Here is a 22,893-nt window from a genome sequence, read left to right as displayed (position 1 = left end):
ATGGGTGAATGATCCACTCCTCTGTACGCGAGCCAGCTCATGGCGGCGCGCTGCCCGGACCTCGGACCCTGTTCCGCGTGACCGCCCTGGCTGAGATGGTCACCTGGGCGCTGCTGATCCTGGCGATGGTGCTGAAGTACTCGGGCACCACCGAGGCGCTCATGCCGGTCGCCGGTGGGGTCCACGGCTTCGTGTTCCTCTGCTACGTGGTGGTCGTCATCGCCGTGTGGATCGACACGCGCTGGGCCGCGGGCCGGGGCGTGGCCGCGCTGGCCAGCTCGATCCTCCCGTTCCTGACCGTGCCCTTCGAGCGGTCCGTCGCCCGCCGGGGTGAGCCCGCGGAGCGCTGGAGCGTGCTTGAGTCGGTCGAGGGCGCGGACCCCGCGCCGCGGCGGCTGCTGCGGCTCGTGCTGCGTCGGCCCGTCGTGAGCGCCCTGCTCGCCGTGGCCGCGGTGGCGGTCGTGTTCGTCGTCCTATTGAACGCGGGCCCGCCAAGCGAGTGGGGCGGCTGAGTCCGCTCCGCAACCGACGTCACAGATCGGGGCTCCCACCGCCACTTGGCGCCGGGAGCCCCGATCTGTCATACTGGATAAGTTGCTCAAGCGCCCATGCGGCGTCCCCGTGTGTCTCGCGGGTGACGGCGCGGCCCACACGCAGCATCCCACCGACGCACCGCGGCTTCGCCGCGTGCGCACTCTGAACAGTGCGACACGCCCGACCGCGTGGCTCGGAGCCCGACGGCGGCGAGGAACCCGACACCTCGGATTCGCCTCGTGCGGGTACGGACAACAGGCGAAGCCCCGGGCTTTGCGCACAGGGACAGGAACAGCACACCCGATAGAGAGGCGTGACGCCATGGCGGGACAGAAGATCCGCATCCGGCTGAAGTCGTACGACCACGAGGTCATCGACGTCTCGGCCCGCAAGATCGTTGACACGGTCACGCGCGCAGGCGCGACGGTGGTCGGCCCCGTGCCGCTGCCGACCGAGAAGAACGTGTACTGCGTTATCCGTTCTCCGCACAAGTACAAGGACAGCCGCGAGCATTTCGAGATGCGCACCCACAAGCGGCTCATCGACATCATCGACCCGACGCCGAAGGCCGTGGACTCGCTCATGCGACTGGACCTGCCCGCGGACGTCAACATCGAGATCAAGCTCTGAGAGGGAGGTGCTGAGAGACTATGACCAACACCCGTAACGTCAAGGGCCTGCTGGGCACGAAGCTCGGCATGACCCAGGTCTGGGACGAGGGCTCCAAGCTCATCCCGGTCACCGTGGTCCAGGCAGACCCGAACGTGGTCACCCAGCTGCGCGACGAAGCGACCGACGGCTACGCCGCGGTCCAGATCGCCTACGGCCAGATCGACCCGCGCCGCGTCACCAAGCCGGTCGCCGGTCACTTCGAGAAGGCCGGCGTGACCCCGCGCCGCCACCTTGTCGAGCTGCGCACCGACGACACCTCCGAGTACTCGCTCGGTCAGGACGTCACCGTCGAGATCTTCGAGGCCGGCCAGAAGGTCGACGTCGTCGGCACGACCAAGGGCAAGGGCTTCGCCGGCGGCATGAAGCGCCACGGCTTCGCCGGCGTGGGCGCCTCGCACGGCCAGCACAAGAACCACCGCAAGCCCGGCTCCGTCGGCGGCGCGGCCACCCCGGGCCGCGTCTTCAAGGGCCAGCGCATGGCCGGCCGCATGGGCGCCGTGCGTCAGACCACCCAGAACCTCACGCTCCACGGCATCGACGTGGACAACAACCTGCTGCTCATCAAGGGCGCGGTGCCCGGCCCCAAGGGCCAGGTCGTGCTCGTGCGCAGCGCCGCGAAGGGAGCCTGAGACCCATGGCCAACTCTGTGAAGACTGTCAAGGTCGACCTGCCCGCCGAGATCTTCGACGTGCAGGCCAACGTCCCGCTGATGCACCAGGTCGTCGTGGCCCAGCTCGCCGCCGCCCGTCAGGGCACCCACAAGGCGAAGAACCGCGGCGAGGTGTCCGGCGCAGGCCGCAAGCCCTTCAAGCAGAAGGGCACCGGTCGTGCCCGTCAGGGCTCGATCCGCGAGCCGCAGATGACCGGCGGTGGCATCGTCCACGGGCCCGTGCCGCGCGACTACTCGCTGCGCACCCCCAAGAAGATGAAGGCCGCCGCTCTGCGTGGCGCCCTGTCGGACCGCGCCCGCAACGGTCGCGTCCACGTCGTTGAGGCCATCGTCACCGGTGAGACCCCGTCGACGAAGGCCGCCAAGGAGGCGCTGGCGTCCCTGGGCACCGGTCGCAAGACCATGCTGGTCGTCATCGACCGCGCCGACGACGTCGCCGCCCTGTCCGTCCGTAATCTGCCCGCCGTGCACACCCTGTACGCAGACCAGCTGAACACCTACGACGTGCTCGTCGCCGACGACGTCGTGTTCACGCAGTCCGCCTACGAGGCGTTCGTGGCGCGTGCTTCCGGTGCCAAGAAGGAGGATGCCCAGTGAGCGGCTCCATCAACAAGGATCCCCGCGACGTGATCATCGCTCCCGTCGTGTCGGAGAAGAGCTACGGGCTGATCGACGAAGGCAAGTACACCTTCCTGGTCGACCCGCGCTCCAACAAGACCGAGATCAAGCAGGCGATCGAGCGCATCTTCGACGTCTCCGTGTCCTCGGTGAACACCCTGAACCGACCCGGCAAGCGCCGCCGCACCCGCTTCGGCTGGGGCCAGCGCAAAGCCACCAAGCGTGCGATCGTCACGCTCAAGGAAGGGTCGATCGACATCTTCGGAGGTCCGCTCGCCTGATTGGCGTGCGGAGACCACTTAATCGAGGAATAGGTACATGGCTATCCGTAAACACAAGCCGACCACCCCGGGCCAGCGCGGCTCGTCGGTGGCCGACTTCGCAGAGATCACCCGGTCCACGCCGGAGAAGTCCCTTCTCCGCCCGCTGCACAAGACCGGCGGCCGCAACAACACCGGCCGCATCACCACCCGCCACAAGGGCGGCGGCCACAAGCGTCAGTACCGTCTGATCGACTTCCGTCGTCACGACAAGGACGGCGTGCCGGCGAAGGTCGCTCACATCGAGTACGACCCGAACCGCACCGCCCGCATCGCGCTGCTGCACTACGTGGACGGCACGAAGCGGTACATCCTGGCTCCGGCCAAGCTGAAGCAGGGTGACGCCGTCGAGGCCGGTCCGAACGCGGACATCAAGCCCGGCAACAACCTGCCGCTGCGCAACATCCCGCTCGGCACCGTGATCCACGCCGTGGAGCTGCGTCCGGGCGGCGGTGCCAAGATGGCCCGCTCCGCCGGCGCCTCCATCCAGCTGGTCGCCCGCGAGGGTCGTTTCGCCCAGCTGCGTCTGCCCTCGGGCGAGATCCGCAACGTCGACGTGCGCTGCCGCGCCACGATCGGCGAGGTGGGCAACGCCGAGCAGACCAACATCAGCTGGGGCAAGGCCGGCCGCATGCGCTGGAAGGGCGTGCGCCCGACCGTCCGCGGCGTCGTCATGAACCCGGTCGACCACCCGCACGGCGGTGGCGAGGGCAAGACCTCCGGTGGCCGTCACCCGGTCAACCCGAACGGCAAGCCCGAGGGCCGCACGCGTCGTCCGAACAAGGAATCCGACAAGTACATCGTGCGTCGTCGTCGTACCGGCAAGAACAAGCGATAAGGGAGCTGACAAGACATGCCTCGCAGCCTGAAGAAGGGCCCCTTCGTCGATCAGCACCTCTACCTGAAGGTTCTGGCCGAGAACGAGAAGGGCACCAAGAACGTCATCAAGACCTGGTCTCGCCGGTCGATGATCATCCCGGACATGCTCGGCCACACCATCGCGGTGCACGACGGCCGCAAGCACATCCCGGTGTTCATCACCGAGTCGATGGTGGGCCACAAGCTCGGAGAGTTCGCGCCCACGCGACTGTTCCGCGGTCACGTGAAGGACGACAAGAAGGGCAAGCGCCGCTGACCCCCTGAGGGATCTGCACGCTTGACCTTCGAGAGAATCGAAAGAGAGAAGCAATGGAAGCCAAGGCAATTGCGCGCCACCTGCGCGTGACGCCGATGAAGGCCCGGCGCGTCGTCGACCTGGTCCGTGGCAAGGACACCATCGAGGCTCTGGCCATCCTGAAGTTCGCCCAGCAGGGCGCTTCGGAGCCGGTGTACAAGCTGGTCGCCTCCGCTGTGGCCAACGCCCGCGTCAAGGCCGACCGTGAGGGCCTCGCCTTCGACGAGAGCTCGCTGTACATCAGCGAGGCCTTCGTCTCCGAAGGCCCGACCATGAAGCGGTTCCAGCCGCGTGCCCAGGGCCGCGCTTTCCGCATCAACAAGCGCACCAGCCACATCACCGTGGTTGTTGCCTCCAAGGACGAGAAGGGTGGGACCAAGTAATGGGACAGAAGATCAACCCCAACGGTTTCCGCCTCGGCATCACCACCGACCATGTCTCGCACTGGTTCGCTGACTCTCACAAGGAGGGCCAGCGGTACAAGGACTTCCTCAAGGAGGACGTCAAGATCCGCGAGCTGATGACCAACGGCATGGAGCGCGCCGGCATCTCCAAGGTGGAGATCGAGCGCACCCGTGACCGCGTGCGTGTGGACATCCACACCGCTCGCCCGGGCATCGTCATCGGTCGACGCGGCGCAGAGGCTGACCGTATCCGCGGCGAGCTCGAGAAGCTCACCGGCAAGCAGATCCAGCTGAACATCCTCGAGGTCAAGAACCCCGAGACCGACGCTCAGCTGGTGGCGCAGGGCGTGGCCGAGCAGCTCGCCTCGCGCGTGGCGTTCCGCCGCGCGATGAAGAAGGCCATCCAGTCGGCCATGCGCGCCGGTGCCAAGGGCATCCGCATCCAGTGCGCCGGCCGTCTCGGCGGCGCCGAAATGAGCCGTTCGGAGTTCTACCGCGAGGGGCGCGTGCCGCTGCACACCCTGCGCGCGAACATCGACTTCGGCAAGTTCGAGGCCAAGACGACCTTCGGCCGCATCGGTGTGAAGGTCTGGATCTACAAGGGCGACCTGACCGCCAAGGAGCTCGCGGCCAAGGAGGCCGCGCAGCCCTCGGGCCGTGGCCGCGGCGGCGACCGCCGTGGCGGCGAGCGTCGTCGTCGCAATGACCGTGCCGAGCGTGCTCCGCGTCAGGAGAACGCCTCGCAGGGCGCCGGTGCGCAGGCTCCGGCCGCCGCTCCCGCTGAAGGAGGCAACGCCTGATGCTGATTCCCCGTCGAGTCAAGCACCGCAAGCAGCACAGCCCGAAGCGCACCGGCGCCGCCAAGGGCGGCACCACCGTGACTTTCGGCGAGTGGGGCATCCAGGCGCTCACGCCGGCCTATGTGACGAACCGTCAGATCGAGGCCGCGCGTATCGCCATGACCCGCTACATCAAGCGTGGCGGCAAGGTCTGGATCAACATCTACCCGGACCGCCCGCTTACGAAGAAGCCCGCCGAGACCCGTATGGGCTCCGGCAAGGGCTCGCCCGAGTGGTGGGTCGCCAACGTCAAGCCGGGCCGCGTGCTCTTCGAGCTCTCGGGTGTCTCGGACGAGGTCGCCCGCGAGGCGCTGCGTCTGGCCATCCACAAGCTGCCGCTCAAGGCCCGAATCATCCGTCGAGAGGGTGGTGAGTGATCCCATGGCCATCGGAACCAAGGATCTGAACGTCGAGTCCCTGGACACCATGGACAACAGCCGTCTGCGGGAGGCTCTGAAGTCTTCCAAGGAGGAGCTGTTCAACCTGCGCTTCCAGGCGGCGACCGGCCAGCTGGACAACTCCAGCCGTCTCAAGGCCGTCAAGCGCGACATCGCCCGCATCTACACCATCCTGCGTGAGCGCGAGCTCGGCATCCGCGAGGACGTCGCAGGCGAGGGTGACAAGAACGAGGAGGCTGCCAAGTGACCGAGCAGACCGCAGCCGCCCAGGAGCGCGGCTACCGCAAGTCGCTTCGCGGCGTCGTCGTGTCCGACAAGATGGACAAGACGATCGTCGTCGAGGTCGAGGACCGCAAGAAGCACGCGCTGTACGGCAAGGTCATGAAGACCTCCAAGCGCGTGAAGGCCCACGACGAGGAGAACACCGCCGGCGTCGGCGACCGTGTGCTCCTCGCGGAGACCCGCCCCATGTCGGCGGACAAGTACTTCCGCCTCGTGGAGATCACCGAGCGCGCCAAGTGACGCGCGCGGCATGAGCCGCCTCGCACGGGCCCGCCCCGCCCGCCGTCCCCTCGGACGGTGGCGCGGGGCGGGCCTTTGCGGTAAGCTCTTGTGATCGTGCGTCCGTTGTAGGCGGGACCATCCATCCCGCGAGCGCAGCGGCGACGCACTACTGGTCTCGGATCCGCCTCGGCCTTGCCCTGCGGTCGCCGCGTCCGCCGCCCTCGACGCGCTGTCTGAACACGCGCCTCGACGGCCCGGAGCGGTGCGCCGCCGAGAGGGCAGGGGTAAGCACGCCGGGACCGCTCGTGAAATCCGTTCCGCAAGGCTCGTCCACCGTGGGCGAGAACCGGCGAGACGCAAGGAGAGATAAGTGATTCAGCAGGAGTCGCGGCTCAAGGTCGCCGACAACACCGGTGCGAAGGAGATCCTGACCATCCGTGTTCTCGGTGGCTCAGGACGCCGCTACGCAAGCATCGGCGACACCATTGTCGCCACCGTCAAGGACGCCATCCCCGGCGGCAACGTCAAGAAGGGTGACGTCGTCAAGGCCGTGGTCGTGCGGACTCGCAAGCAGATCCGCCGCCCGGACGGCTCGTACATCCGTTTCGACGAGAACGCGGCCGTGATCCTCAAGAACGAGGGTGAGCCCCGCGGCACCCGCATCTTCGGCCCCGTGGGCCGCGAGCTGCGTGACAAGCGGTTCATGAAGATCGTGTCGCTCGCACCGGAGGTGATCTGACGCCATGGCCAAGATCAAGAAGGACGACCTGGTCCAGGTCATCGCCGGCAAGGACCGCGGCCTGCAGGGCAAGGTCCTGCGCGTGTTTCCGGCACAGGAGCGCGTCCTCGTTGAGGGCGTCAACCGCGTGACCAAGCACCTGCGTGCCGGTCAGAACAACAACGGCTCCACCGAGGGCGGCCTGCAGGTCGTCGAGGCGCCCATTCACATCTCGAATGTGGCGATTGTGGATCCGGAGACCAAGAAGCCGACCCGCGTGGGCTACCGCTTCGAGACCGTCGAGAAGGACGGCGAGAGCCGCACCGTGAAGGTGCGCTTCGCCAAGGCCTCGGGGAAGGAGCTGTGATGACCGAGGTTCAGCAGACCGAGAAGGTCACCCCGCGTCTGAAGACGAAGTACCGCGAGCAGATCCGTGCGTCCCTGCAGGAGCAGTTCGAGTACCCGAACGTCATGCAGGTGCCCGGCCTGGTCAAGGTGGTCGTGAACATGGGTGTCGGCGAGGCCGCAAAGGACTCGAAGATCATCGACGGCGCCGTCCGCGATCTCACGCAGATCACGGGCCAGAAGCCGATGATCACCAAGGCCCGCAAGTCCATTGCGCAGTTCAAGCTGCGCGAGGGGATGCCCATCGGCACGCACGCCACCCTGCGCGGCGACCGCATGTGGGAGTTCCTGGACCGCCTCGTGACCCTGGCGCTGCCCCGCATCCGCGACTTCCGCGGGCTGTCGGACCGTCAGTTCGACGGCAATGGCAACTACACCTTCGGCCTGTCCGAGCAGACCGTGTTCCACGAGATCGATCAGGACAAGATCGACCGCGTGCGCGGCATGGACATCACCGTGGTGACCACCGCCAAGAACGACGACGAGGGCCGGGCGCTGCTGAAGGCGCTGGGCTTCCCGTTCAAGACCGAAAAGTAAGACCTCTACGCCACAGGTCCTGTCTCCGGTGAACCGGAGTTGGAAACCAGGGCGGGAAAGGGCGTGAAGCCCTCATGACCATGACCGATCCCGTCGCAGACATGCTGACGCGTCTGCGCAACGCAAACTCGGCCTCCCACGACACCGTGTCCATGCCGTCTTCCAAGCTGAAGACCCGCGTGGCCGACATCCTGAAGGCCGAAGGCTACATCTCCGACTGGCGCGAAGAGCAGGCCGAGGTGGGCAAGACCCTCACCATCGACCTGAAGTTCGGCCCGCAGCGCGAGCGTGCGATCGCCGGCCTGCGCCGCATCTCCAAGCCCGGCCTCCGCGTGTACGCGAAGTCCACCAACCTGCCCCACGTCCTGGGCGGTCTGGGCATCGCCATCCTGTCCACCTCCTCCGGCCTCCTCACGGACCGGCAGGCCGCCAAGAAGGGCGTGGGCGGGGAAGTCCTCGCCTACGTCTGGTGACGGGCGAGACGGAAGAAAGGCTGTACTGAAATGTCGCGAATCGGACGTCTGCCGATCACCATTCCCAGCGGCGTCGATGTGACCATCGACGGCGCCCACGTCACCGTGAAGGGCCCCAAGGGCCAGCTGGAGCGCACCATCGCCGCACCGATCACGGTCGCCCTCGAGGACGGACAGGTCACCGTGGCCCGTCCCGACGACGAGCGCGAGTCCCGTTCCCTCCACGGGCTGTCCCGCACCCTGATCAACAACATGATCCTGGGCGTGACCGAGGGCTTCTCCAAGCAGCTCGAGGTCGTCGGCACCGGCTACCGCGTGCTCGCCAAGGGGCAGGACCTGGAGTTCGCCCTGGGCTACTCGCATCCCGTGCCGGTGAAGTGCCCGGAGGGCATCTCCTTCGGCGTCGAGGGCAACAAGGTCACCGTCTCCGGCATCGACAAGCAGAAGGTCGGCGAGGTCGCCGCCAACATCCGCAAGCTGCGTCGCCCCGACCCGTACAAGGGCAAGGGCGTCCGCTACGCGGGCGAGCAGATCCGCCGCAAGGCCGGAAAGGCAGGTAAGTGATGTCTACTCTGAAGGTGAAGGGCAAGGGCAAGGCCGTTGCCCGTACCCGCCGCCACCTCCGTGTCCGCAAGCGGATCACCGGCTCCGCCGTGCGTCCGCGCCTGGTCGTCAACCGCTCCGCACGCCACATGTTCGTGCAGCTGGTCGACGACACGCAGGGCCGCACCCTCGCCTCTGCCTCCACCATGGAGGCGGAGCTGCGCGGGCTGGACGGCGACAAGACCGCGAAGGCCAAGCGCGTGGGCGAGCTGCTCGCTGAGCGCGCCAAGGCCGCGGGCGTCGACGCCGCCGTGTTCGACCGCGGCGGCAACAAGTACCACGGTCGAGTGGCCGCCGTCGCCGACGGCGCCCGAGAGGGTGGGCTGCAGCTGTGAGCGAGAACAACAACGAGAAGGACACCCAGGTGACCGAGAAGACCGAGACCGCTGTCGCCGAGACCGCCGCCGGCTCGGCCAGCCAGTCCACCGAGCGTTCCGGCGGCCGTGACTCGGCTCGTGGCGGTCGCGACGGCGGCCGTGGCGGCCGTCGTGATGACCGTGGTGGCCGTGGTGGCCGTGGCGGCCGTGACGATGACAAGGACGCGTTCCTCGAGCGCGTCATCGGCATCAACCGCGTGTCGAAGGTCGTCAAGGGCGGCCGTCGCTTCGCCTTCACCGCCCTGGTCGTCGTCGGTGACGGCGATGGCATGGTCGGCGTCGGCTACGGCAAGGCGAAGGAGGTGCCCGCCGCGATCTCGAAGGCCGTGGAGGAGGCCAAGAAGTCCTTCTTCCGCGTGCCGCGCGTCGGCTCCACCATCCCTCACCTGGTCAAGGGTGAGGACGCCGCGGGCGTCGTCCTGCTGCGTCCGGCCTCGCCGGGTACCGGTGTGATCGCCGGCGGCCCGGTGCGTGCAGTGCTGGAGTGCGCGGGCATTCACGACGTGCTGTCCAAGTCCATGGGCTCCGCCAACGCGATCAACATCGTGCGCGGCACCGTGGACGCCCTGAAGCAGCTCGAGGAGCCCCAGTCCGTCGCAGCACGCCGCGGCAAGGATCTCGACGAGATCGCCCCGCACGCCATGCTGCGCACGATCGAGGCCGACCGGGAAGCCAAGAGCACCCAGAAGGCAGGAGCGTGAGCCATGTTTGAGCCCACTCGTAAGAACATCCAGGCCTCTGACGCCACTCTGCTGATCACGCAGACTCGCAGCGTCACCGGCACCAAGCAGAACCAGCGCGACACCCTTCGTTCGCTCGGCCTGAAGCGGATCGGCCACCAGGTCACCCGCAAGGCCGACGTGACGACGGTCGGCATGCTCAACACGGTGCCGCACCTCGTGTCCGTGGAGGAGGTCACTCATGGCTGACAACGACGCCATCAAGATCCACGACCTGCGGCCGGCCCCCGGAGCCAAGACCTCGCGGACCCGTGTGGGCCGCGGTGAGGCTTCGAAGGGCAAGACCGCCGGTCGCGGAACCAAGGGCACCAAGGCCCGTTACCAGGTCCGGCCGGGCTTCGAGGGCGGCCAGCTGCCGCTGCAGATGCGTCTGCCGAAGCTGCGCGGCTTCAAGAACCCGTTCCGCGTCGAGTACCAGGTCGTGAATCTGGACAAGCTCTCGGCGCATTTCCCGGACGGTGGCGAGATCACCGTCGACGCGCTCGTGGCCAAGGGCCTCGTGCGCAAGAACCAGCCCGTCAAGGTGCTGGGCACCGGTGAGATCACCGCCGCCGTGCAGGTGAAGGCGCACGCCTTCTCCGGCTCGGCCGTGGAGAAGATCGCCGCGGCAGGCGGGTCCACCCAGACCCTCTGACGCCCACCGCGTGACGGCCCCCGTCCGGCAGGACCCGCTCCTGCCGGACGGGGGCCTTTTCCATGCATGTAGAATCGCCTGACGGCCCGCCCCCGCGCGGGCCTCGTCATGTCCGTGGCGGACGGGTCGACGCGCCGAGCAGCGCCGTCCCCGGCGGCGAACGGACGGACCCCGTGAACCGTACGCAGGAGGACGTGTGTTCAAGGCCATGGCCCGGATCTTCCGGACGCCGGATCTGCAGCGAAAGATCTGGTTCACCCTGGGCATCATCGCGGTGTACCGCCTCGGTGTGTTCATCCCGTCACCGGGCGTCGACTACGGGGCCGTGCAGATGTGCCTGGCCCAGGGCTCGGCCTCCGGCGGCCTGTACTCGTTCGTCAACATGTTCTCCGGCGGCGCGCTGCTGCAGGTGTCCATCTTCGCGCTCGGGATCATGCCGTATATCACCGCGTCGATCATCGTGCAGCTGCTGCGGGTCGTCATCCCGCGGTTCGAACAGCTCCAGCAGGAGGGGCCACAGGGCCAGGCGAAGCTCACCCAGTACACGCGCTACCTCACTCTCGGGCTCGCGCTGCTGCAGGCCACGACCATGGCCTCCCTGGCGCGCACCGGCGCGCTGCTGAACTGCTCGCTGCCGCTGGTGCGGGACGACTCGATCCTCACGGTGCTGCTGATCGTGCTGGTGCTCACCACCGGAACGGTCGTGGTGATGTGGATGGGCGAGCAGATCACCGAGCGCGGCGTCGGCAACGGCATGTCGCTGATGATCTTCACGTCGATCGCGGCGGGCTTCCCCGCCGGCATCGGGCAGGTCTGGCAGACGCAGGGGCCGCGCACCTTCATCATCGTGCTCGCGATCGGGCTGCTGACCATGCTGGCGATCGTGTTCGTGGAGGAGTCGCAGCGTCGGGTGCCCGTGCAGTACGCGAAGCGGCAGATCGGCTCGCGCACCGTCGGCGGCAGCTCCACCTACATTCCGATCAAGGTGAACATGGCCAGCGTGATTCCCGTGATCTTCGCCTCGTCGATCCTGATGCTCCCGGGCATCCTCATCCAGTTCAACACCCCGCAGGACGGCTCCGTGCCGCCGGGGTGGGTGACGTGGCTGTCCCAGTACTTCGGCTCGGGCGACCATCCCGTCTACATGGCCCTGTACTTCCTTTTCATCATCGGCTTCACCTACTTCTACGTGTCGATCACCTTCAACCCGAAGGAGGTCTCGGACAACATGAAGCGCTATGGCGGCTTCATCCCGGGAGTCCGTGCGGGTCGGCCGACGGAGCGGTACCTTGAGTACGTGATCAGCCGCATCACGTTCCCGGGCGCCCTGTACCTGGGCGTGATCGCGATGATCCCGTTGATCGCCTTCGTGCTGATCGACGTCAGTCAGAACTTCCCGTTCGGCGGCACGTCGATCCTGATCATGGTGGGTGTCGGGCTGCAGACCATCAAGCAGCTCAACGCCCAGATGGAGCAGCGGCACTACGAGGGTCTGCTGCGCTGAGACGCGGCGGCCCGGCCGACCAGACAGACCGCTACACAAAGTGAGGAGTTCGCGAGTGACTCGCATGCTGATCATGGGCCCCCCGGGGTCCGGCAAGGGGACCCAGGCCGGCCGCATCGCCGACAAGCTGGGCATCGTCGCCATTTCCACCGGTGACATCTTCCGGTACAACGTCAAGGAGATGACGCCCCTGGGCCAGGAGGCCAAGCGCTACATCGACGCCGGCGACTTCGTCCCCGACGAGGTGACCAACCGGATGGTGGCCGACCGCATCGGGCAGTCGGACGCGGCGCAGGGCTTCCTTCTCGACGGCTACCCGCGCACCGTGGGCCAGGTCGAGGCGCTGGACGCCATGCTCGACGAGGCCGGGCTGCGCCTGGACGCCGTCGTGGAGCTGACGGTCGAGGACGAGGAGCTCGTGGAACGCCTGCTCAAGCGTGCCGAGATCGAAGGCCGCGCGGACGACACGGCCGAGGTCATCCGACACCGTCTGGACCTGTACCACCGCGAGACCGCGAGCGTGATTGAGCAGTACACGGACCGCGGCATCGTCTCGCGTGTCGACGGCACCGGTCAGATCGACGACGTGACCGAGCGGCTGCTGCAGGCGATCTACAGCGTGCGCGCCGCGACCGGCTCGTTCCCGGCGGTCGACCGCGCGCGTCAGGACTGAGTCGCCTCGTGTTCTCCCGTCGGAGCCTCGAACTCAAGTCCGTCTCCCAGCTGCAGTCGATGCAGGCAGCGGGTCGGGTGCTCGCCGAGGCGCTGGACACCGTCGTGGACGCGGCCGCGCCCGGGATCAGCACCCGGGAGCTCGACGACGTGTTCCGCGCCGTGCTCGAACGGCGCGGCGCGACGTCGAACTTCCTGGGCTATCACGGGTTCCCCGCCGCCATCTGCACCTCGGTGAACGAGGAGGTCGTGCACGGCATCCCGTCCGATCGGGTGCTGCGCAGCGGCGACGTGCTCAAGGTCGACGGCGGCGCGATCGTCGACGGCTGGCATTCGGACTCGGCCCGCACGATCCTGCTGGGCTCGTCCGAGGCGGGCACCGCCGACCCCGAGGACGAGCGGCTCTCGGCGATCACGCGCGAGGCGATGTGGGTCGGCATCGCCGCCTTCGCAACGGCCCGCCACGTCGGTGAGATCGGCGACGCGATCGACGACTTCGTCACCGCCCAGCCCGGTGCCGAGCTGGGCATCCTCGAGGAGTACGTCGGCCACGGCATCGGCTCCAAGATGCACATGCCGCCCGACGTGTTCAATTACCGCACCGGGCACCGCGGCCCCAAGGTCCAGCCGGGCATGGCCCTGGCGATCGAGCCCATGCTGGTGCGCGGCGGCATCCAGACCGCCACGCTCGAGGACGACTGGACTGTCGTGACGGTGGACGGCGCGCGGGCGAGCCAGTGGGAGCACACGGTGTGCCGCCACGACGGGGGCCTCTGGGTCCTCTCGGCCCCGGACGGGGGAGCGGCCGAGCTCGCCCGTCACGGCGTCGAGCCGGTGCCGCCGGGGAACTGACCGGCCTGGCCACGGCGGCCACCGGCCGCAGCGGGGGCCGGATGACGAGGTCGCCGTGTGCAGAGCACTTCGTCCGTCGGGTCCTCTTGGTTTCACCCTTCTCGTGCGCTACTATTGAGCGCTGACTGTCTTTGTCGTGCGCTCTGGCGCCGACGCGGTCGTCAACATCACCGCCTTCGACTCTCGTGACCGCCGCGCGGTCACGGGGCGAAGGCCCAACGATTGTGGAGGACATGGCTAAGAAGGAAGGTGTCATCGAGGTCGAGGGCACGGTCACCGAGGCATTGCCGAACGCGATGTTCCGAGTGCGCCTGCAGAACGAGCACATCGTGCTCGCCACGATCTCCGGAAAGATGCGTCAGCACTACATCCGCATCCTCCCCGAGGACCGGGTCGTGGTGGAGCTTAGCCCGTACGACCTCAACCGGGGTCGCATCGTGTACCGCTACAAGTAAACCGTCCACAAGCGAGCGCAAGAGGAGGAGCCGTGAAGGTTCAGCCGAGCGTGAAGCGGATTTGTGACAAGTGCCAGGTCGTGCGCCGTCAGGGCCGCGTGCTGGTGATCTGCTCGAACCCGCGCCACAAGCAGCGCCAGGGTTGAGCGTCGGCCCCGTTCGGGGTCGCGGTCGCCTGAGTGCTCATCGAATACATCATCTCGGCCATCAGGGCCGAACATCAGGACAGCGTCCGTCGGCCACCGGCCGCGGACCGCAACCTCCGGTCGCAGGGGCCGGAGACCGATCACGGCGGCAGGTCCGTCGCGGAACAGCCGGTTCTTCGCCGGTCCGCGATGCGGCGGCCGCGCAGGCGTGAGACACGCCGACGTTCTCGGGAGGTCACTGGTGCAGACCCCTGCTGCAGAAGGAACAGGAGGACGGCCACATGGCTCGTCTTGCAGGCGTTGACATCCCGCGCGAGAAGCGCGTGATCATCGCACTTACGTACATTTACGGTGTGGGTCGCACCCGCGCCGAGCAGACTCTGGCGGCCACGGGTATCGACCCGAACATCCGCGTGAAGGACCTCACGGACGATCAGCTCGTGCAGCTGCGCGACCACATCGAGGGTAGCTACAAGGTCGAGGGCGATCTGCGGCGCGAGGTCGCCGCGGACATCCGCCGCAAGGTGGAGATCGGCTCCTACGAGGGTCTGCGCCACCGTCGCGGCCTTCCGGTGCGCGGTCAGCGCACCAAGACCAACGCCCGTACCCGCAAGGGACCGAAGAAGACGGTCGCCGGCAAGAAGAAGTGATCCGGCTCGTCGGGCGCCGTGCCGCACGGTCGGCCGTCCGCAGCCAGCGATCCTCACCAGCTTTCCCGTAGGAGAATTCCATGCCCCCGAAGACACGCGCAGCGGTGCGCAAGCCGCGTCGCAAGGACAAGAAGAACATCGCCGTGGGCCAGGCCCACATCAAGAGCACGTTCAACAACACGATCGTCTCCATCACGGACCCCTCGGGCGCCGTCGTGGCCTGGGCCTCGTCCGGCGAGGTCGGTTTCAAGGGCTCGCGCAAGTCGACGCCCTATGCCGCGCAGCTCGCCGCCGAGCAGGCCGCCAAGCGCGCCCAGGAGCACGGCATGCGCAAGGTCGACGTGTTCGTGAAGGGCCCGGGCTCGGGCCGCGAGACCGCGATCCGTTCGTTGCAGGCCACCGGCCTCGAGGTCGGCTCCATCCAGGACGTCACCCCGATGGCGCACAACGGCGCCCGCCCGGCCAAGCGTCGTCGCGTCTGATCGTCTCGTGTCCCCGCGGTCCTGACGGAGCGCGGGGACAGGTCGGATCAGCCGGCCCTCCCATCCCGAACTCGTTTCCACCTCACCGCGTGCGTCATATGGCGGACGCCCGCCGAAAGGAAATGTCCGTGCTCATTGCACAGCGCCCCACGCTGACCGAAGAGGTTGTCTCCGAGCGTCGCTCCCGGTTCGTCATCGAACCGCTCGAGCCCGGCTTCGGCTACACCCTCGGCAACTCCCTGCGTCGCACTCTGCTGTCCTCCATCCCCGGTGCTGCCGTGACCAGCATCCGCGTGGACGGTGTGCTGCACGAGTTCAGCACCATCAACGGTGTGAAGGAAGACGTCACCGAGGTCATCCTCAACATCAAGCAGCTCGCCGTCTCCTCGGAGAACGACGAGCCGGTCGTCGCCTACCTGCGCAAGCAGGGCGCCGGCGTCGTCACCGCCGCGGACATCACGGCCCCGGCCGGCGTGGAGATCCACAACCCGGATCTGCACATCGCGACGTTGAACGACAAGGGCAAGTTCGAGATGGAGCTCACCATCGAGCGGGGTCGCGGCTACGTCACCGCCGCGCAGAACAAGCTCGCGGACTCGGAGATCGGCCGCATGCCGGTCGACTCGATCTACTCGCCCGTGCTGAAGGTCACCTTCAAGGTCGAGGCCACCCGTGTCGAGCAGCGCACTGACTTCGACCGTCTGGTCCTGGACGTGGAGACCAAGGAGTCGATGCTCCCGCGTGACGCCGTGGCGTCCGCCGGCTCGACGCTCGTCGAGCTGTTCGGTCTGGCCCGCGAGCTCAACGTCGAGGCCGAAGGCATCGACCTGGGCGACGCGCCGGTCGAGGCCGCCTCGTCGGCCGACCTGGGCCAGCCGATTGAGGACCTGGACCTGACCGTGCGTTCCTACAACTGCCTCAAGCGTGAGGGGATCCACTCCGTGGGCGAACTCGTCGCGCGCTCCGAGGCCGACCTGATGGACATCCGCAACTTCGGCGCGAAGTCCATCGACGAGGTCAAGGAGAAGCTCGTCGAGCTCGGGCTGTCCCTCAAGGACTCGCCGGCCGGCTACGACCCGCAGCTCCACGCTCAGCAGATGGACGACGATCCGTTCTCCGAGTACTGAGCTCGACGCACCACTGAACCTGTCCGTCGACGTCGCGTGCGATGTCGAGGATCATCTGAGGAGATACACCAATGCCTACCCCCACCAAGGGTCCGCGCCTGGGCGGCAGCCCCGCTCATGAGCGCATCATCCTGGCCAACATGTCGGCGCAGCTGTTCGAGCACAAGTCGATCACCACGACGCTGACCCGTGCCAAGCGCCTGCGCCCGCACGCCGAGCGCCTGATCACCATCGCGAAGAAGGGCGATCTGCCGGCCCGCCGCAAGGTCCAGGGCATCATCGCGGCGAAGAACCGCACCAACAAGTCGATCGTGCACGAGCTGTTCACCGTGATCGCCCCGGCGATGGCCGAGCGCAACGGCGGCTACACCCGCATCACCAAGATCGGCAACCGTCAGGGCGACAACGCCCCGATGGCCGTGATCGAGCTGGTCATGGACCCGATGTCCGCCAAGCAGGCCGTGGTGGCCGAGGCCGAGCAGGCGGCTCAGTCCGCTCCCGCCGCCGAGGCACCCGCCGCGGACGAGGTCGAGTCCGTGGACCCGGCCGCCGCGGAGGACGTCACCGTCGAGCAGTCCCAGGAGGCCGCCGCCCAGATCAAGGAGGCCATCCCGGCCAACGAGGACGGTTCCGCGCCCGAGGGTGCGGCCATCAAGGGCAACGCCAGCTCGAAGAAGTACCACGTGCCTGGTTCCCGCTGGTACGACCAGACGACCGCCGAGGTCTGGTTCGAGACCGTTGAGGACGCCAAGGCCGCCGGCTTTGCCCCGGCCGGCGGTGAGGCCGCGCAGAAGGTCGCCGACGCCTGATCCGCCAGCGCACTGACGTGCGCGACGGCGTATGACAGGGCCGTCCACCCCGCGGGGTGGGCGGCCCTGCGTCGTGCTCTCGGGCCTCTAGAATCGGCCCATGTCCGCACCGGAGCCCACCGATCCCGCCACGACCCCGCCGCCGTCGACGCGGGTGCGCCTCGACTTAGCCTATGACGGCACGGGCTTCCACGGCTGGGCCACCCAGCCCGGGTTGGTGACCGTCCAGGGCGTGCTCGAGGACGCGCTGGAGAGGATCGTGCGCAGGCCCGTGCGGACCACGGTCGCCGGGCGCACCGACGCGGGCGTGCATGCCGCGCACCAGGTCGTCCACTTCGATCTGACCGAACCCGAGTGGAGCGCTCTGACACGGGGCCGAGCCGGGCTCGAGCCCGGCTCCTCGCTGGTGCGTCGACTCAACGGGGTGCTCGGCCCCCGGCACGGTGCGGTGATCGTGCGGGACGCGGCCCGCGCACCCGCCGGATTCGACGCGCGGTTCTCGGCCCTGCGCCGTCACTACAGGTACCGCATCAGCGATGATCCGGGGACCCGCGATCCGCTGCGTCGGACAGACACCTGCTGGCACAAGGCAGGCCTGGACGTGGCGCTGATGCAGGCCGAAGCGGACGCGATGCTCGGTCTGCACGATTTCCTCGGCTTCTGTCGTCCCCGGCCGGAAGGTACGACGATCCGCCAGCTGCAGGCGTTCGACCTTGAGCGGGACGCCGAGGGCGTCATCGTGGCCCGGTTAAGCGCCGACGCGTTCTGCCATCACATGGTCCGAGCTCTGCTCGCCGCCGTGATGGCCGTGGGGGAGCGGCGGCGCCCCCCGGGATGGGCGGTATCGCGCCTGGACGCGGAGCGACGGGATTCCTCGGCGCAGCTCGCTCCGCCGCACGCGCTCGTGCTCGCCGGTGTGGACTATCCGGACGATGATCGTCTCGGGGCGCGCGCCACGGGCACGCGGGCGCGTCGGCGCAGCCTGGACGCGGAGCCAGGCCGATCAGCTGTGTGACAGATCAGCCATAGATAAGTGTGTCTGTGAAAGAACAGCTTTCGGATAGACTCATCTCAGGTCCGGAGGCGTTCGACGCTCATGGGCCCATGGATCACGCTGTGCATCGGCGGGTGAGACATCACCCTCCCCGCGCCCTGACTTGAGGAGTACCCCCTTGGTGAACACCACTCATACCGACCGTCCCGCCACCCTCCGTGGCCGTGCAGGCGCCGCCCTGGCCACCGTCGTGCTGGCCGGCACCACCCTGACCGCCATGCCGCTGCAGGCCTCCGCTGTGCCGGATCATGCTCAGGGCAAGGGTGCCGCCGCGTCCGAGAAGAAGGGCGGCAACGGCAAGGGCGCTGAGATGCGCGAGGCGAAGTCGAAGGCCGGCAAGGCCAAGGGCAAGGCCAAGGCGGCCGCCGCGCACCAGGACGTCGACGCCTTCATCGTCGAGTACAAGGACTCCGCCGCCACCGCTACGAAGAACGGCCGTGCGAAGGCCTGGGGCAAGGCCGCCAAGGAGGCTGGCGTCTCGGTCAAGGAGTACCGCCAGATGGCCCTGGGCCAGCGCGTGGTCAAGGCGGACAAGAAGCTCTCGCCGGCCGAGTCCGCCGAGTTCGCCGCCACCCTCGAGGCCGATCCCAACGTCGTGTCCGTCACCCCGGATGTGACGCTGCAGCCCACCGCCCTGGACCCGGCTGACGAGTACTACTCGAACCAGTGGGGCTTCCACAGCGCCAACGGCATGAACGTGCCGGTCGCCTGGAGCCACAACACCGGCGAGGGCCAGGTCGTCGCGGTGCTGGACACCGGCATCACCCGCCACCCGGACCTCGATGCGAACCTGGTGCGCGGCTACGACTTCATCTCCAACCCGGAGACCTCGCGGGACTACAACGGCCGTGACGCCAATCCGCAGGACGAGGGCGACTGGTTCTACGACGGTGAGTGCGGCCAGATGTACGGCCAGGCCTCGTCCTGGCACGGCACCCACGTGGCGGGCACCGTCGCGGCCGCGGCGAACACGCAGGGCGTCGTCGGCGTCGCACCGGACGCCAAGATCCAGCCGGTGCGCGTGCTCGGCAAGTGCGGTGGCAACCTCTCGGACATCATCGACGCCATCGTCTGGTCTGCCGGCGGCACCGTGCCGGGCGTTCCGGGCAACCGCACCCCGGCAGACGTGATCAACATGTCCCTGGGCGGCCGCGTCTCCTGCCTGCCGGCATACCAGAAGGGCGTCGACTACGCCGTGAGCCGCGGTGTGCCGGTCGTCGTGGCCGCGGGCAACGACAACAAGGACGCCCTGAACTACGCGCCGGCGAACTGTGCCAACACGATCACCGTGGCCTCCTCGGGCCCGGACGGTGCGCGTTCGTACTTCTCCAACTTCGGCTCGGCGATCGACGTCACCGCCCCCGGCGGCAACCTCGAGTTCGCCAACGGCGGCATCCTGTCGACCGTCAACCTCGGCACCGAGCGTCCGGGTGCGGCCGGGTACTCCGAGATGCAGGGCACCTCGATGGCCGCCCCGCACGTGGCCGGGCTGGTGGCCCTGATGCAGGCGGAGACCAAGCAGACCCCGGCTCGTGTGGAGGCCGCCCTGAAGAACACCGCGCGCCCCATGCCGGTGTACTGCAGCGCAGGCTGCGGTGCGGGCCTGGTCGACTCGGGCGCTGCGCTGTCCGACGTCGCCTCGCGCTGACGTGTGAGTCCTCCGCGCCTGTGCGGCGCGGGGGAGTGTCCCGACGGGGCGGAGAGCTGTGGCTCTCCGCCCCGTCGGCGTCGTCAGCCACATCCGCGCTGACCATCCGGGCGGTGCGGGTGCCGTGGGTGGCACGGGCACAGCAAACGCGCTAGACTGAACCGTCGTTGCGCATGTCCGTATCCGGATTCAGGCGCGCCGCGAGAGGCCCCGTTGCATGGCCGCGTTCTCGTTCGGCGCCCACGGATGCTCTGGGCCCCGGACGCTCGCCAGCCCTCACCTGGCGCCCGGTGCGCGCTCGAGAACTGACAGTGCTCAGTGCCGGCCTCACGACCGGTTTCCATGGCGCACTGTGACCGATTACCGACCATGAAGGCAGACAACGTGCGTACGTACTCTCCCAAGCCCGGTGACGCCGACCGTCAGTGGCACGTCATCGACGCCACCGACGTCGTGCTGGGCCGCCTGGCCTCCCACACCGCCACCCTGCTGCGCGGCAAGCACAAGCCGACTTTCGCCCCCCACATGGACATGGGCGATTACGTCATCATCATCAACGCCGAGAAGGTGGCCCTGACCGGCGCCAAGCTCGAGAAGAAGCGGGCCTACCGCCACTCCGGTTACCCGGGCGGCCTGAAGTCCGTCTCCTACGCCGAGCTGCTCGAGAAGAACCCGGTTCGCGCCGTTGAGAAGGCCGTCAAGGGCATGCTCCCGAAGAACTCGCTGGCCGACCAGCAGCTGTCCAAGCTGAAGGTGTACCGCGGCGCCGAGCACCCGCACGCCGCGCAGCAGCCCAAGACCTTCGAGATCGGCCAGGTCGCCCAGTAATCGGGCGCCGCCGTAGAGACCTCTTCAAGGAGACCCCCATGACTATCAACGAGAACGAGAACGAGGGTGTGCTGACCAGCTACACCTCCGAGTCCGCTCAGACCGCCGAGGCGCCCGTCGCCTCCGAGCGTCCGGCCCTCACGGTCGCCGGTGCCGCCGTGGGCCGCCGCAAGGAGGCCGTCGCCCGCGTGCGCGTCGTCCCCGGCTCCGGCCAGTGGACCATCAACGGCCGCACCCTGGAGGACTACTTCCCGAACAAGCTGCATCAGCAGGAGGTCAACGACCCGTTCACCCTGCTGGAGCTCGAGGGCGCCTATGACGTGATCGCCCGCATCGCCGGCGGCGGCCCCTCCGGCCAGGCCGGTGCGCTGCGCCTGGGTGTGTCCCGCGCGCTGAACGAGATCGATCGCGAGCACAACCGTCCGGCCCTTAAGAAGGCCGGGTTCCTCACCCGCGATGCCCGCATCATCGAGCGCAAGAAGGCCGGCCTCAAGAAGGCACGCAAGGCCCCGCAGTACTCGAAGCGCTGATCCCGCGCCGCTCTGCCGCTCACGTGCGGCAGGCCCGTTCGGCCCCGTGCCTGCGTTCGCGCAGGGGCGGGGCCGTCCGCGTTCCCGGGCCCCACGCGGCGAGCGCCGTCCCCGTCGCGGCCGGGGTCGACGGTGACCTGCGCCGTGCGCCCTGTGCCGCTGGCCGCAGGCGGAGGATCCTCGCGTGCGCGGCGTAGAATCAGGGAGCCGGACAATGCCGTCCGGTCGGGCTGCGCGGCGGGTGCCGGCATCGCCGTCTCGACCGTCGGCAGCCATCGCATCACATCGACGAGGAGCCGCCCGTGGCCGAGAAGAAGACCTCCCCCCGCACGCCGCAGAAGAACACGGCCAAGAAGAGCGCACCCCAGTCGCGCTCGGCGAAGAAGCAGGACACAGCGGCCACGGCCCAGGCGCCGGCCGGGCCTGCGTCGACGGCGTCCACCGACAGCGCGGCGACGCCCCGGGCCACGGCGACGACCGGCGGGGCAGGCGGCCAGCGTCGCGACGCCGAGACGGTTCTGGCCGGGCAGCACCGTCTGGCGAGCGACGAGGATGTCGCGACGTTCGCCGTCACCCAGGACTACGCCGCCGAGGTCGACGAGCTCACGGAGCTCGGCAGCGCGCTGGGCGGCGGACGGAAGCTGGCGCCGCCGAACCCCGAGGCCTGGCGGGAAGGCTATCCCTACGACAAGAAGCTCTCGCGTCGCGTCTACGAGCGTCGCAAGCGCGAGCTGCAGATCGAGCTGCTCAAGATGCAGCTCTGGGTCAAGGAGACCGGGCAGAAGGTCCTGATCATCTTCGAAGGCCGTGACGCCGCCGGCAAGGGTGGCGCGATCAAGCGCTTCAACGAGCACCTGAATCCCCGCGGAGCCCGGACGGTGGCGCTTGAGAAGCCGACCGAGGCGGAGGCCTCGCAGTGGTACTTCCAGCGCTACATCGCGCACCTGCCCTCCGGCGGTGAGATCGTCATGATGGACCGGTCCTGGTACAACCGTGCCGGAGTGGAACGGGTGATGGGCTACTGCACCCCGCAGCAGTACCTCGAGTTCATGCGCGAGGCGCCCGAGCTTGAACGCATGCTCGTCAATTCCGGCATCCGTCTGATCAAGTTCTGGTTCTCCGTCTCCCGCGGGGAACAGCTCAATCGTTTCGCCACGCGGGAGACCGACCCGGTGCGCCGGTGGAAGCTCTCCCCGACGGACCTGGCCTCGCTGGACAAGTGGGAGGACTACACCCGGGCGAAGGAAGCGATGTTCTTCTACACGCACACCGCCGACGCGCCCTGGACCGTCGTGAAGTCCAACGACAAGAAGCGAGCCCGGCTTGAGGCCATGCGGCATGTGCTCGACGTGCTGCCGTATCCGAACAAGGACACGAGGATCGTGCACACCCCGGACCCGCTGGTGTGCGGACCGGCGAACGTGGTCTCGGAGGGAGAAGACGATGCCGGCGGCGGCGCATTCCCGCGCGTGCGCTGACAACGACACGGCCCCTCCACCGAGCCGGGCTCGGGGGA

General features: G+C 68.2%; 35 protein-coding genes. All 35 read left to right on the top strand.

Annotated features, from left to right (window positions below; translation table 11 throughout):
* The first annotated feature begins 8 nt into the window (after window positions 1-8).
* The 35 genes from HDA30_RS06305 to ppk2 all read left to right on the top strand — a co-directional run bounded on the left by HDA30_RS06305 (window position 9) and on the right by ppk2 (window position 22,855).
* The gene (locus HDA30_RS06305; protein WP_158496565.1) at window positions 9-512 is read left to right on the top strand and encodes a DUF3817 domain-containing protein; all 504 of its coding nucleotides are present in this window, start codon (window positions 9-11) and stop codon (window positions 510-512) included.
* A gap of 343 nt (window positions 513-855) precedes the next feature.
* The gene (gene rpsJ, locus HDA30_RS06300; RefSeq protein WP_002857463.1) at window positions 856-1,164 is read left to right on the top strand and encodes a 30S ribosomal protein S10; all 309 of its coding nucleotides are present in this window, start codon (window positions 856-858) and stop codon (window positions 1,162-1,164) included.
* A gap of 20 nt (window positions 1,165-1,184) precedes the next feature.
* A complete protein-coding gene (rplC, locus tag HDA30_RS06295; RefSeq protein ID WP_158496566.1) occupies window positions 1,185-1,835 on the top strand; it encodes a 50S ribosomal protein L3 in 651 nt (216 codons plus the stop codon).
* A gap of 5 nt (window positions 1,836-1,840) precedes the next feature.
* Complete coding sequence (gene rplD / locus HDA30_RS06290) at window positions 1,841-2,473, top strand: 50S ribosomal protein L4 (protein WP_158496567.1); 633 nt, start codon at window positions 1,841-1,843, stop codon at window positions 2,471-2,473.
* Window positions 2,470-2,775, top strand: a complete 306-nt coding sequence (gene rplW / locus HDA30_RS06285; RefSeq protein ID WP_158496568.1) for a 50S ribosomal protein L23 — start codon at window positions 2,470-2,472, stop codon at window positions 2,773-2,775. The genes rplD and rplW overlap by 4 nt, the downstream gene beginning before the upstream one ends.
* 37 nt (window positions 2,776-2,812) lie before the next feature.
* A complete protein-coding gene (gene rplB / locus HDA30_RS06280) occupies window positions 2,813-3,652 on the top strand; it encodes a 50S ribosomal protein L2 (RefSeq protein ID WP_158496569.1) in 840 nt (279 codons plus the stop codon).
* A 15-nt stretch (window positions 3,653-3,667) separates the two neighbouring features.
* On the top strand, window positions 3,668-3,949 hold the full coding sequence (gene rpsS / locus HDA30_RS06275; protein ID WP_158496570.1) for a 30S ribosomal protein S19: 282 nt from the start codon (window positions 3,668-3,670) through the stop codon (window positions 3,947-3,949).
* Between the two features lie 53 nt (window positions 3,950-4,002).
* Window positions 4,003-4,371 (top strand): 50S ribosomal protein L22, encoded by a 369-nt coding sequence (gene rplV / locus HDA30_RS06270; protein ID WP_158496571.1) that lies wholly within the window; start codon window positions 4,003-4,005, stop codon window positions 4,369-4,371.
* Window positions 4,371-5,192, top strand: a complete 822-nt coding sequence (gene rpsC / locus HDA30_RS06265) for a 30S ribosomal protein S3 (protein ID WP_158496572.1) — start codon at window positions 4,371-4,373, stop codon at window positions 5,190-5,192. The genes rplV and rpsC overlap by 1 nt, the downstream gene beginning before the upstream one ends.
* A complete protein-coding gene (gene rplP / locus HDA30_RS06260) occupies window positions 5,192-5,608 on the top strand; it encodes a 50S ribosomal protein L16 (protein ID WP_158496573.1) in 417 nt (138 codons plus the stop codon). Before rpsC ends, rplP begins: the two co-directional genes overlap by 1 nt.
* Window positions 5,609-5,612: 4 nt before the next feature.
* Window positions 5,613-5,876, top strand: a complete 264-nt coding sequence (gene rpmC, locus HDA30_RS06255) for a 50S ribosomal protein L29 (RefSeq protein ID WP_158496574.1) — start codon at window positions 5,613-5,615, stop codon at window positions 5,874-5,876.
* Window positions 5,873-6,151: a 30S ribosomal protein S17 gene (gene rpsQ, locus HDA30_RS06250; protein ID WP_158496575.1), complete on the top strand. Its 279-nt coding sequence runs from the start codon at window positions 5,873-5,875 to the stop codon at window positions 6,149-6,151. The genes rpmC and rpsQ overlap by 4 nt, the downstream gene beginning before the upstream one ends.
* Before the next feature lie 352 nt (window positions 6,152-6,503).
* A complete protein-coding gene (rplN, locus tag HDA30_RS06245; RefSeq protein WP_158496576.1) occupies window positions 6,504-6,872 on the top strand; it encodes a 50S ribosomal protein L14 in 369 nt (122 codons plus the stop codon).
* Window positions 6,873-6,876: 4 nt separating this feature from the next.
* Window positions 6,877-7,218 carry a 50S ribosomal protein L24 gene (rplX, locus tag HDA30_RS06240; protein ID WP_158496577.1) on the top strand — a complete coding sequence of 114 codons (342 nt, stop codon included), beginning with the start codon at window positions 6,877-6,879 and terminating at the stop codon, window positions 7,216-7,218.
* On the top strand, window positions 7,218-7,793 hold the full coding sequence (gene rplE, locus HDA30_RS06235; RefSeq protein WP_158496578.1) for a 50S ribosomal protein L5: 576 nt from the start codon (window positions 7,218-7,220) through the stop codon (window positions 7,791-7,793). The genes rplX and rplE overlap by 1 nt, the downstream gene beginning before the upstream one ends.
* A gap of 74 nt (window positions 7,794-7,867) precedes the next feature.
* A complete protein-coding gene (gene rpsH, locus HDA30_RS06230; RefSeq protein WP_158496579.1) occupies window positions 7,868-8,266 on the top strand; it encodes a 30S ribosomal protein S8 in 399 nt (132 codons plus the stop codon).
* 30 nt (window positions 8,267-8,296) lie between these two features.
* Window positions 8,297-8,830, top strand: a complete 534-nt coding sequence (rplF, locus tag HDA30_RS06225; RefSeq protein ID WP_158496580.1) for a 50S ribosomal protein L6 — start codon at window positions 8,297-8,299, stop codon at window positions 8,828-8,830.
* Complete coding sequence (rplR, locus tag HDA30_RS06220) at window positions 8,830-9,204, top strand: 50S ribosomal protein L18 (protein WP_158496581.1); 375 nt, start codon at window positions 8,830-8,832, stop codon at window positions 9,202-9,204. Before rplF ends, rplR begins: the two co-directional genes overlap by 1 nt.
* Complete coding sequence (gene rpsE, locus HDA30_RS06215; RefSeq protein WP_158496582.1) at window positions 9,201-9,947, top strand: 30S ribosomal protein S5; 747 nt, start codon at window positions 9,201-9,203, stop codon at window positions 9,945-9,947. Before rplR ends, rpsE begins: the two co-directional genes overlap by 4 nt.
* 3 nt (window positions 9,948-9,950) lie before the next feature.
* Complete coding sequence (gene rpmD, locus HDA30_RS06210; protein WP_158496583.1) at window positions 9,951-10,175, top strand: 50S ribosomal protein L30; 225 nt, start codon at window positions 9,951-9,953, stop codon at window positions 10,173-10,175.
* A complete protein-coding gene (gene rplO, locus HDA30_RS06205; protein WP_158496584.1) occupies window positions 10,168-10,620 on the top strand; it encodes a 50S ribosomal protein L15 in 453 nt (150 codons plus the stop codon). The genes rpmD and rplO overlap by 8 nt, the downstream gene beginning before the upstream one ends.
* Window positions 10,621-10,816: 196 nt before the next feature.
* Window positions 10,817-12,124: a preprotein translocase subunit SecY gene (gene secY, locus HDA30_RS06200; RefSeq protein ID WP_184241421.1), complete on the top strand. Its 1,308-nt coding sequence runs from the start codon at window positions 10,817-10,819 to the stop codon at window positions 12,122-12,124.
* Between the two features lie 55 nt (window positions 12,125-12,179).
* Window positions 12,180-12,797 (top strand): adenylate kinase, encoded by a 618-nt coding sequence (locus HDA30_RS06195; RefSeq protein WP_158496585.1) that lies wholly within the window; start codon window positions 12,180-12,182, stop codon window positions 12,795-12,797.
* An 8-nt stretch (window positions 12,798-12,805) separates the two neighbouring features.
* On the top strand, window positions 12,806-13,648 hold the full coding sequence (gene map / locus HDA30_RS06190) for a type I methionyl aminopeptidase (RefSeq protein WP_184241420.1): 843 nt from the start codon (window positions 12,806-12,808) through the stop codon (window positions 13,646-13,648).
* Between the two features lie 233 nt (window positions 13,649-13,881).
* On the top strand, window positions 13,882-14,103 hold the full coding sequence (infA, locus tag HDA30_RS06185) for a translation initiation factor IF-1 (RefSeq protein ID WP_067188402.1): 222 nt from the start codon (window positions 13,882-13,884) through the stop codon (window positions 14,101-14,103).
* 32 nt (window positions 14,104-14,135) lie between these two features.
* On the top strand, window positions 14,136-14,249 hold the full coding sequence (gene rpmJ / locus HDA30_RS06180; RefSeq protein ID WP_158496587.1) for a 50S ribosomal protein L36: 114 nt from the start codon (window positions 14,136-14,138) through the stop codon (window positions 14,247-14,249).
* A 281-nt stretch (window positions 14,250-14,530) separates the two neighbouring features.
* Window positions 14,531-14,899 carry a 30S ribosomal protein S13 gene (rpsM, locus tag HDA30_RS06175; RefSeq protein WP_158496588.1) on the top strand — a complete coding sequence of 123 codons (369 nt, stop codon included), beginning with the start codon at window positions 14,531-14,533 and terminating at the stop codon, window positions 14,897-14,899.
* Window positions 14,900-14,979: 80 nt separating this feature from the next.
* Entirely contained in the window at window positions 14,980-15,381 is a 402-nt protein-coding gene (gene rpsK / locus HDA30_RS06170; RefSeq protein WP_158496589.1) for a 30S ribosomal protein S11, read from the top strand.
* 128 nt (window positions 15,382-15,509) lie between these two features.
* Entirely contained in the window at window positions 15,510-16,508 is a 999-nt protein-coding gene (locus tag HDA30_RS06165; RefSeq protein ID WP_158496590.1) for a DNA-directed RNA polymerase subunit alpha, read from the top strand.
* Window positions 16,509-16,579: 71 nt separating this feature from the next.
* Window positions 16,580-17,317, top strand: coding sequence for a 50S ribosomal protein L17, sunset domain variant (gene rplQ / locus HDA30_RS06160; RefSeq protein ID WP_158496591.1), 738 nt, complete (start codon window positions 16,580-16,582; stop codon window positions 17,315-17,317).
* A 100-nt stretch (window positions 17,318-17,417) separates the two neighbouring features.
* Entirely contained in the window at window positions 17,418-18,332 is a 915-nt protein-coding gene (gene truA / locus HDA30_RS06155; protein ID WP_184241419.1) for a tRNA pseudouridine(38-40) synthase TruA, read from the top strand.
* A gap of 160 nt (window positions 18,333-18,492) precedes the next feature.
* Window positions 18,493-20,019 (top strand): S8 family peptidase, encoded by a 1,527-nt coding sequence (locus tag HDA30_RS10750; RefSeq protein WP_343059316.1) that lies wholly within the window; start codon window positions 18,493-18,495, stop codon window positions 20,017-20,019.
* Between the two features lie 384 nt (window positions 20,020-20,403).
* Entirely contained in the window at window positions 20,404-20,847 is a 444-nt protein-coding gene (rplM, locus tag HDA30_RS06145) for a 50S ribosomal protein L13 (protein ID WP_158496837.1), read from the top strand.
* 38 nt (window positions 20,848-20,885) lie between these two features.
* Complete coding sequence (rpsI, locus tag HDA30_RS06140; RefSeq protein WP_184241418.1) at window positions 20,886-21,377, top strand: 30S ribosomal protein S9; 492 nt, start codon at window positions 20,886-20,888, stop codon at window positions 21,375-21,377.
* Window positions 21,378-21,895: 518 nt separating this feature from the next.
* Window positions 21,896-22,855: a polyphosphate kinase 2 gene (gene ppk2 / locus HDA30_RS06135; protein WP_221419210.1), complete on the top strand. Its 960-nt coding sequence runs from the start codon at window positions 21,896-21,898 to the stop codon at window positions 22,853-22,855.
* Window positions 22,856-22,893 lie beyond the last annotated feature (38 nt).

The sequence above is a fragment of the Micrococcus cohnii genome, assembly GCF_014205175.1.
GTDB classification, from domain to species: domain Bacteria; phylum Actinomycetota; class Actinomycetes; order Actinomycetales; family Micrococcaceae; genus Micrococcus; species Micrococcus cohnii.
The sequence above is the reverse complement of the archived record's forward strand: the minus strand, read 5'-3'. Positions and strand labels throughout refer to the sequence as shown.

What these genes read in the sequence shown, in the direction of transcription:
- HDA30_RS06305 (WP_158496565.1), top strand. Translation starts at nt 9, where the DNA reads ATGATCCACTCCTCTGTACGCGAGCCAGCTCATGGCGGCGCGCTGCCC.
- rpsJ (WP_002857463.1), top strand. Translation starts at nt 856, where the DNA reads ATGGCGGGACAGAAGATCCGCATCCGGCTGAAGTCGTACGACCACGAG.
- rplC (WP_158496566.1), top strand. Translation starts at nt 1,185, where the DNA reads ATGACCAACACCCGTAACGTCAAGGGCCTGCTGGGCACGAAGCTCGGC.
- rplD (WP_158496567.1), top strand. Translation starts at nt 1,841, where the DNA reads ATGGCCAACTCTGTGAAGACTGTCAAGGTCGACCTGCCCGCCGAGATC.
- rplB (WP_158496569.1), top strand. Translation starts at nt 2,813, where the DNA reads ATGGCTATCCGTAAACACAAGCCGACCACCCCGGGCCAGCGCGGCTCG.
- rpsS (WP_158496570.1), top strand. Translation starts at nt 3,668, where the DNA reads ATGCCTCGCAGCCTGAAGAAGGGCCCCTTCGTCGATCAGCACCTCTAC.
- rplV (WP_158496571.1), top strand. Translation starts at nt 4,003, where the DNA reads ATGGAAGCCAAGGCAATTGCGCGCCACCTGCGCGTGACGCCGATGAAG.
- rpsC (WP_158496572.1), top strand. Translation starts at nt 4,371, where the DNA reads ATGGGACAGAAGATCAACCCCAACGGTTTCCGCCTCGGCATCACCACC.
- rplP (WP_158496573.1), top strand. Translation starts at nt 5,192, where the DNA reads ATGCTGATTCCCCGTCGAGTCAAGCACCGCAAGCAGCACAGCCCGAAG.
- rpmC (WP_158496574.1), top strand. Translation starts at nt 5,613, where the DNA reads ATGGCCATCGGAACCAAGGATCTGAACGTCGAGTCCCTGGACACCATG.
- rplX (WP_158496577.1), top strand. Translation starts at nt 6,877, where the DNA reads ATGGCCAAGATCAAGAAGGACGACCTGGTCCAGGTCATCGCCGGCAAG.
- rplE (WP_158496578.1), top strand. Translation starts at nt 7,218, where the DNA reads ATGACCGAGGTTCAGCAGACCGAGAAGGTCACCCCGCGTCTGAAGACG.
- rpsH (WP_158496579.1), top strand. Translation starts at nt 7,868, where the DNA reads ATGACCATGACCGATCCCGTCGCAGACATGCTGACGCGTCTGCGCAAC.
- rplF (WP_158496580.1), top strand. Translation starts at nt 8,297, where the DNA reads ATGTCGCGAATCGGACGTCTGCCGATCACCATTCCCAGCGGCGTCGAT.
- rplR (WP_158496581.1), top strand. Translation starts at nt 8,830, where the DNA reads ATGTCTACTCTGAAGGTGAAGGGCAAGGGCAAGGCCGTTGCCCGTACC.
- rpmD (WP_158496583.1), top strand. Translation starts at nt 9,951, where the DNA reads ATGTTTGAGCCCACTCGTAAGAACATCCAGGCCTCTGACGCCACTCTG.
- rplO (WP_158496584.1), top strand. Translation starts at nt 10,168, where the DNA reads ATGGCTGACAACGACGCCATCAAGATCCACGACCTGCGGCCGGCCCCC.
- infA (WP_067188402.1), top strand. Translation starts at nt 13,882, where the DNA reads ATGGCTAAGAAGGAAGGTGTCATCGAGGTCGAGGGCACGGTCACCGAG.
- rpsM (WP_158496588.1), top strand. Translation starts at nt 14,531, where the DNA reads ATGGCTCGTCTTGCAGGCGTTGACATCCCGCGCGAGAAGCGCGTGATC.
- rpsK (WP_158496589.1), top strand. Translation starts at nt 14,980, where the DNA reads ATGCCCCCGAAGACACGCGCAGCGGTGCGCAAGCCGCGTCGCAAGGAC.
- rplQ (WP_158496591.1), top strand. Translation starts at nt 16,580, where the DNA reads ATGCCTACCCCCACCAAGGGTCCGCGCCTGGGCGGCAGCCCCGCTCAT.
- truA (WP_184241419.1), top strand. Translation starts at nt 17,418, where the DNA reads ATGTCCGCACCGGAGCCCACCGATCCCGCCACGACCCCGCCGCCGTCG.
- rpsI (WP_184241418.1), top strand. Translation starts at nt 20,886, where the DNA reads ATGACTATCAACGAGAACGAGAACGAGGGTGTGCTGACCAGCTACACC.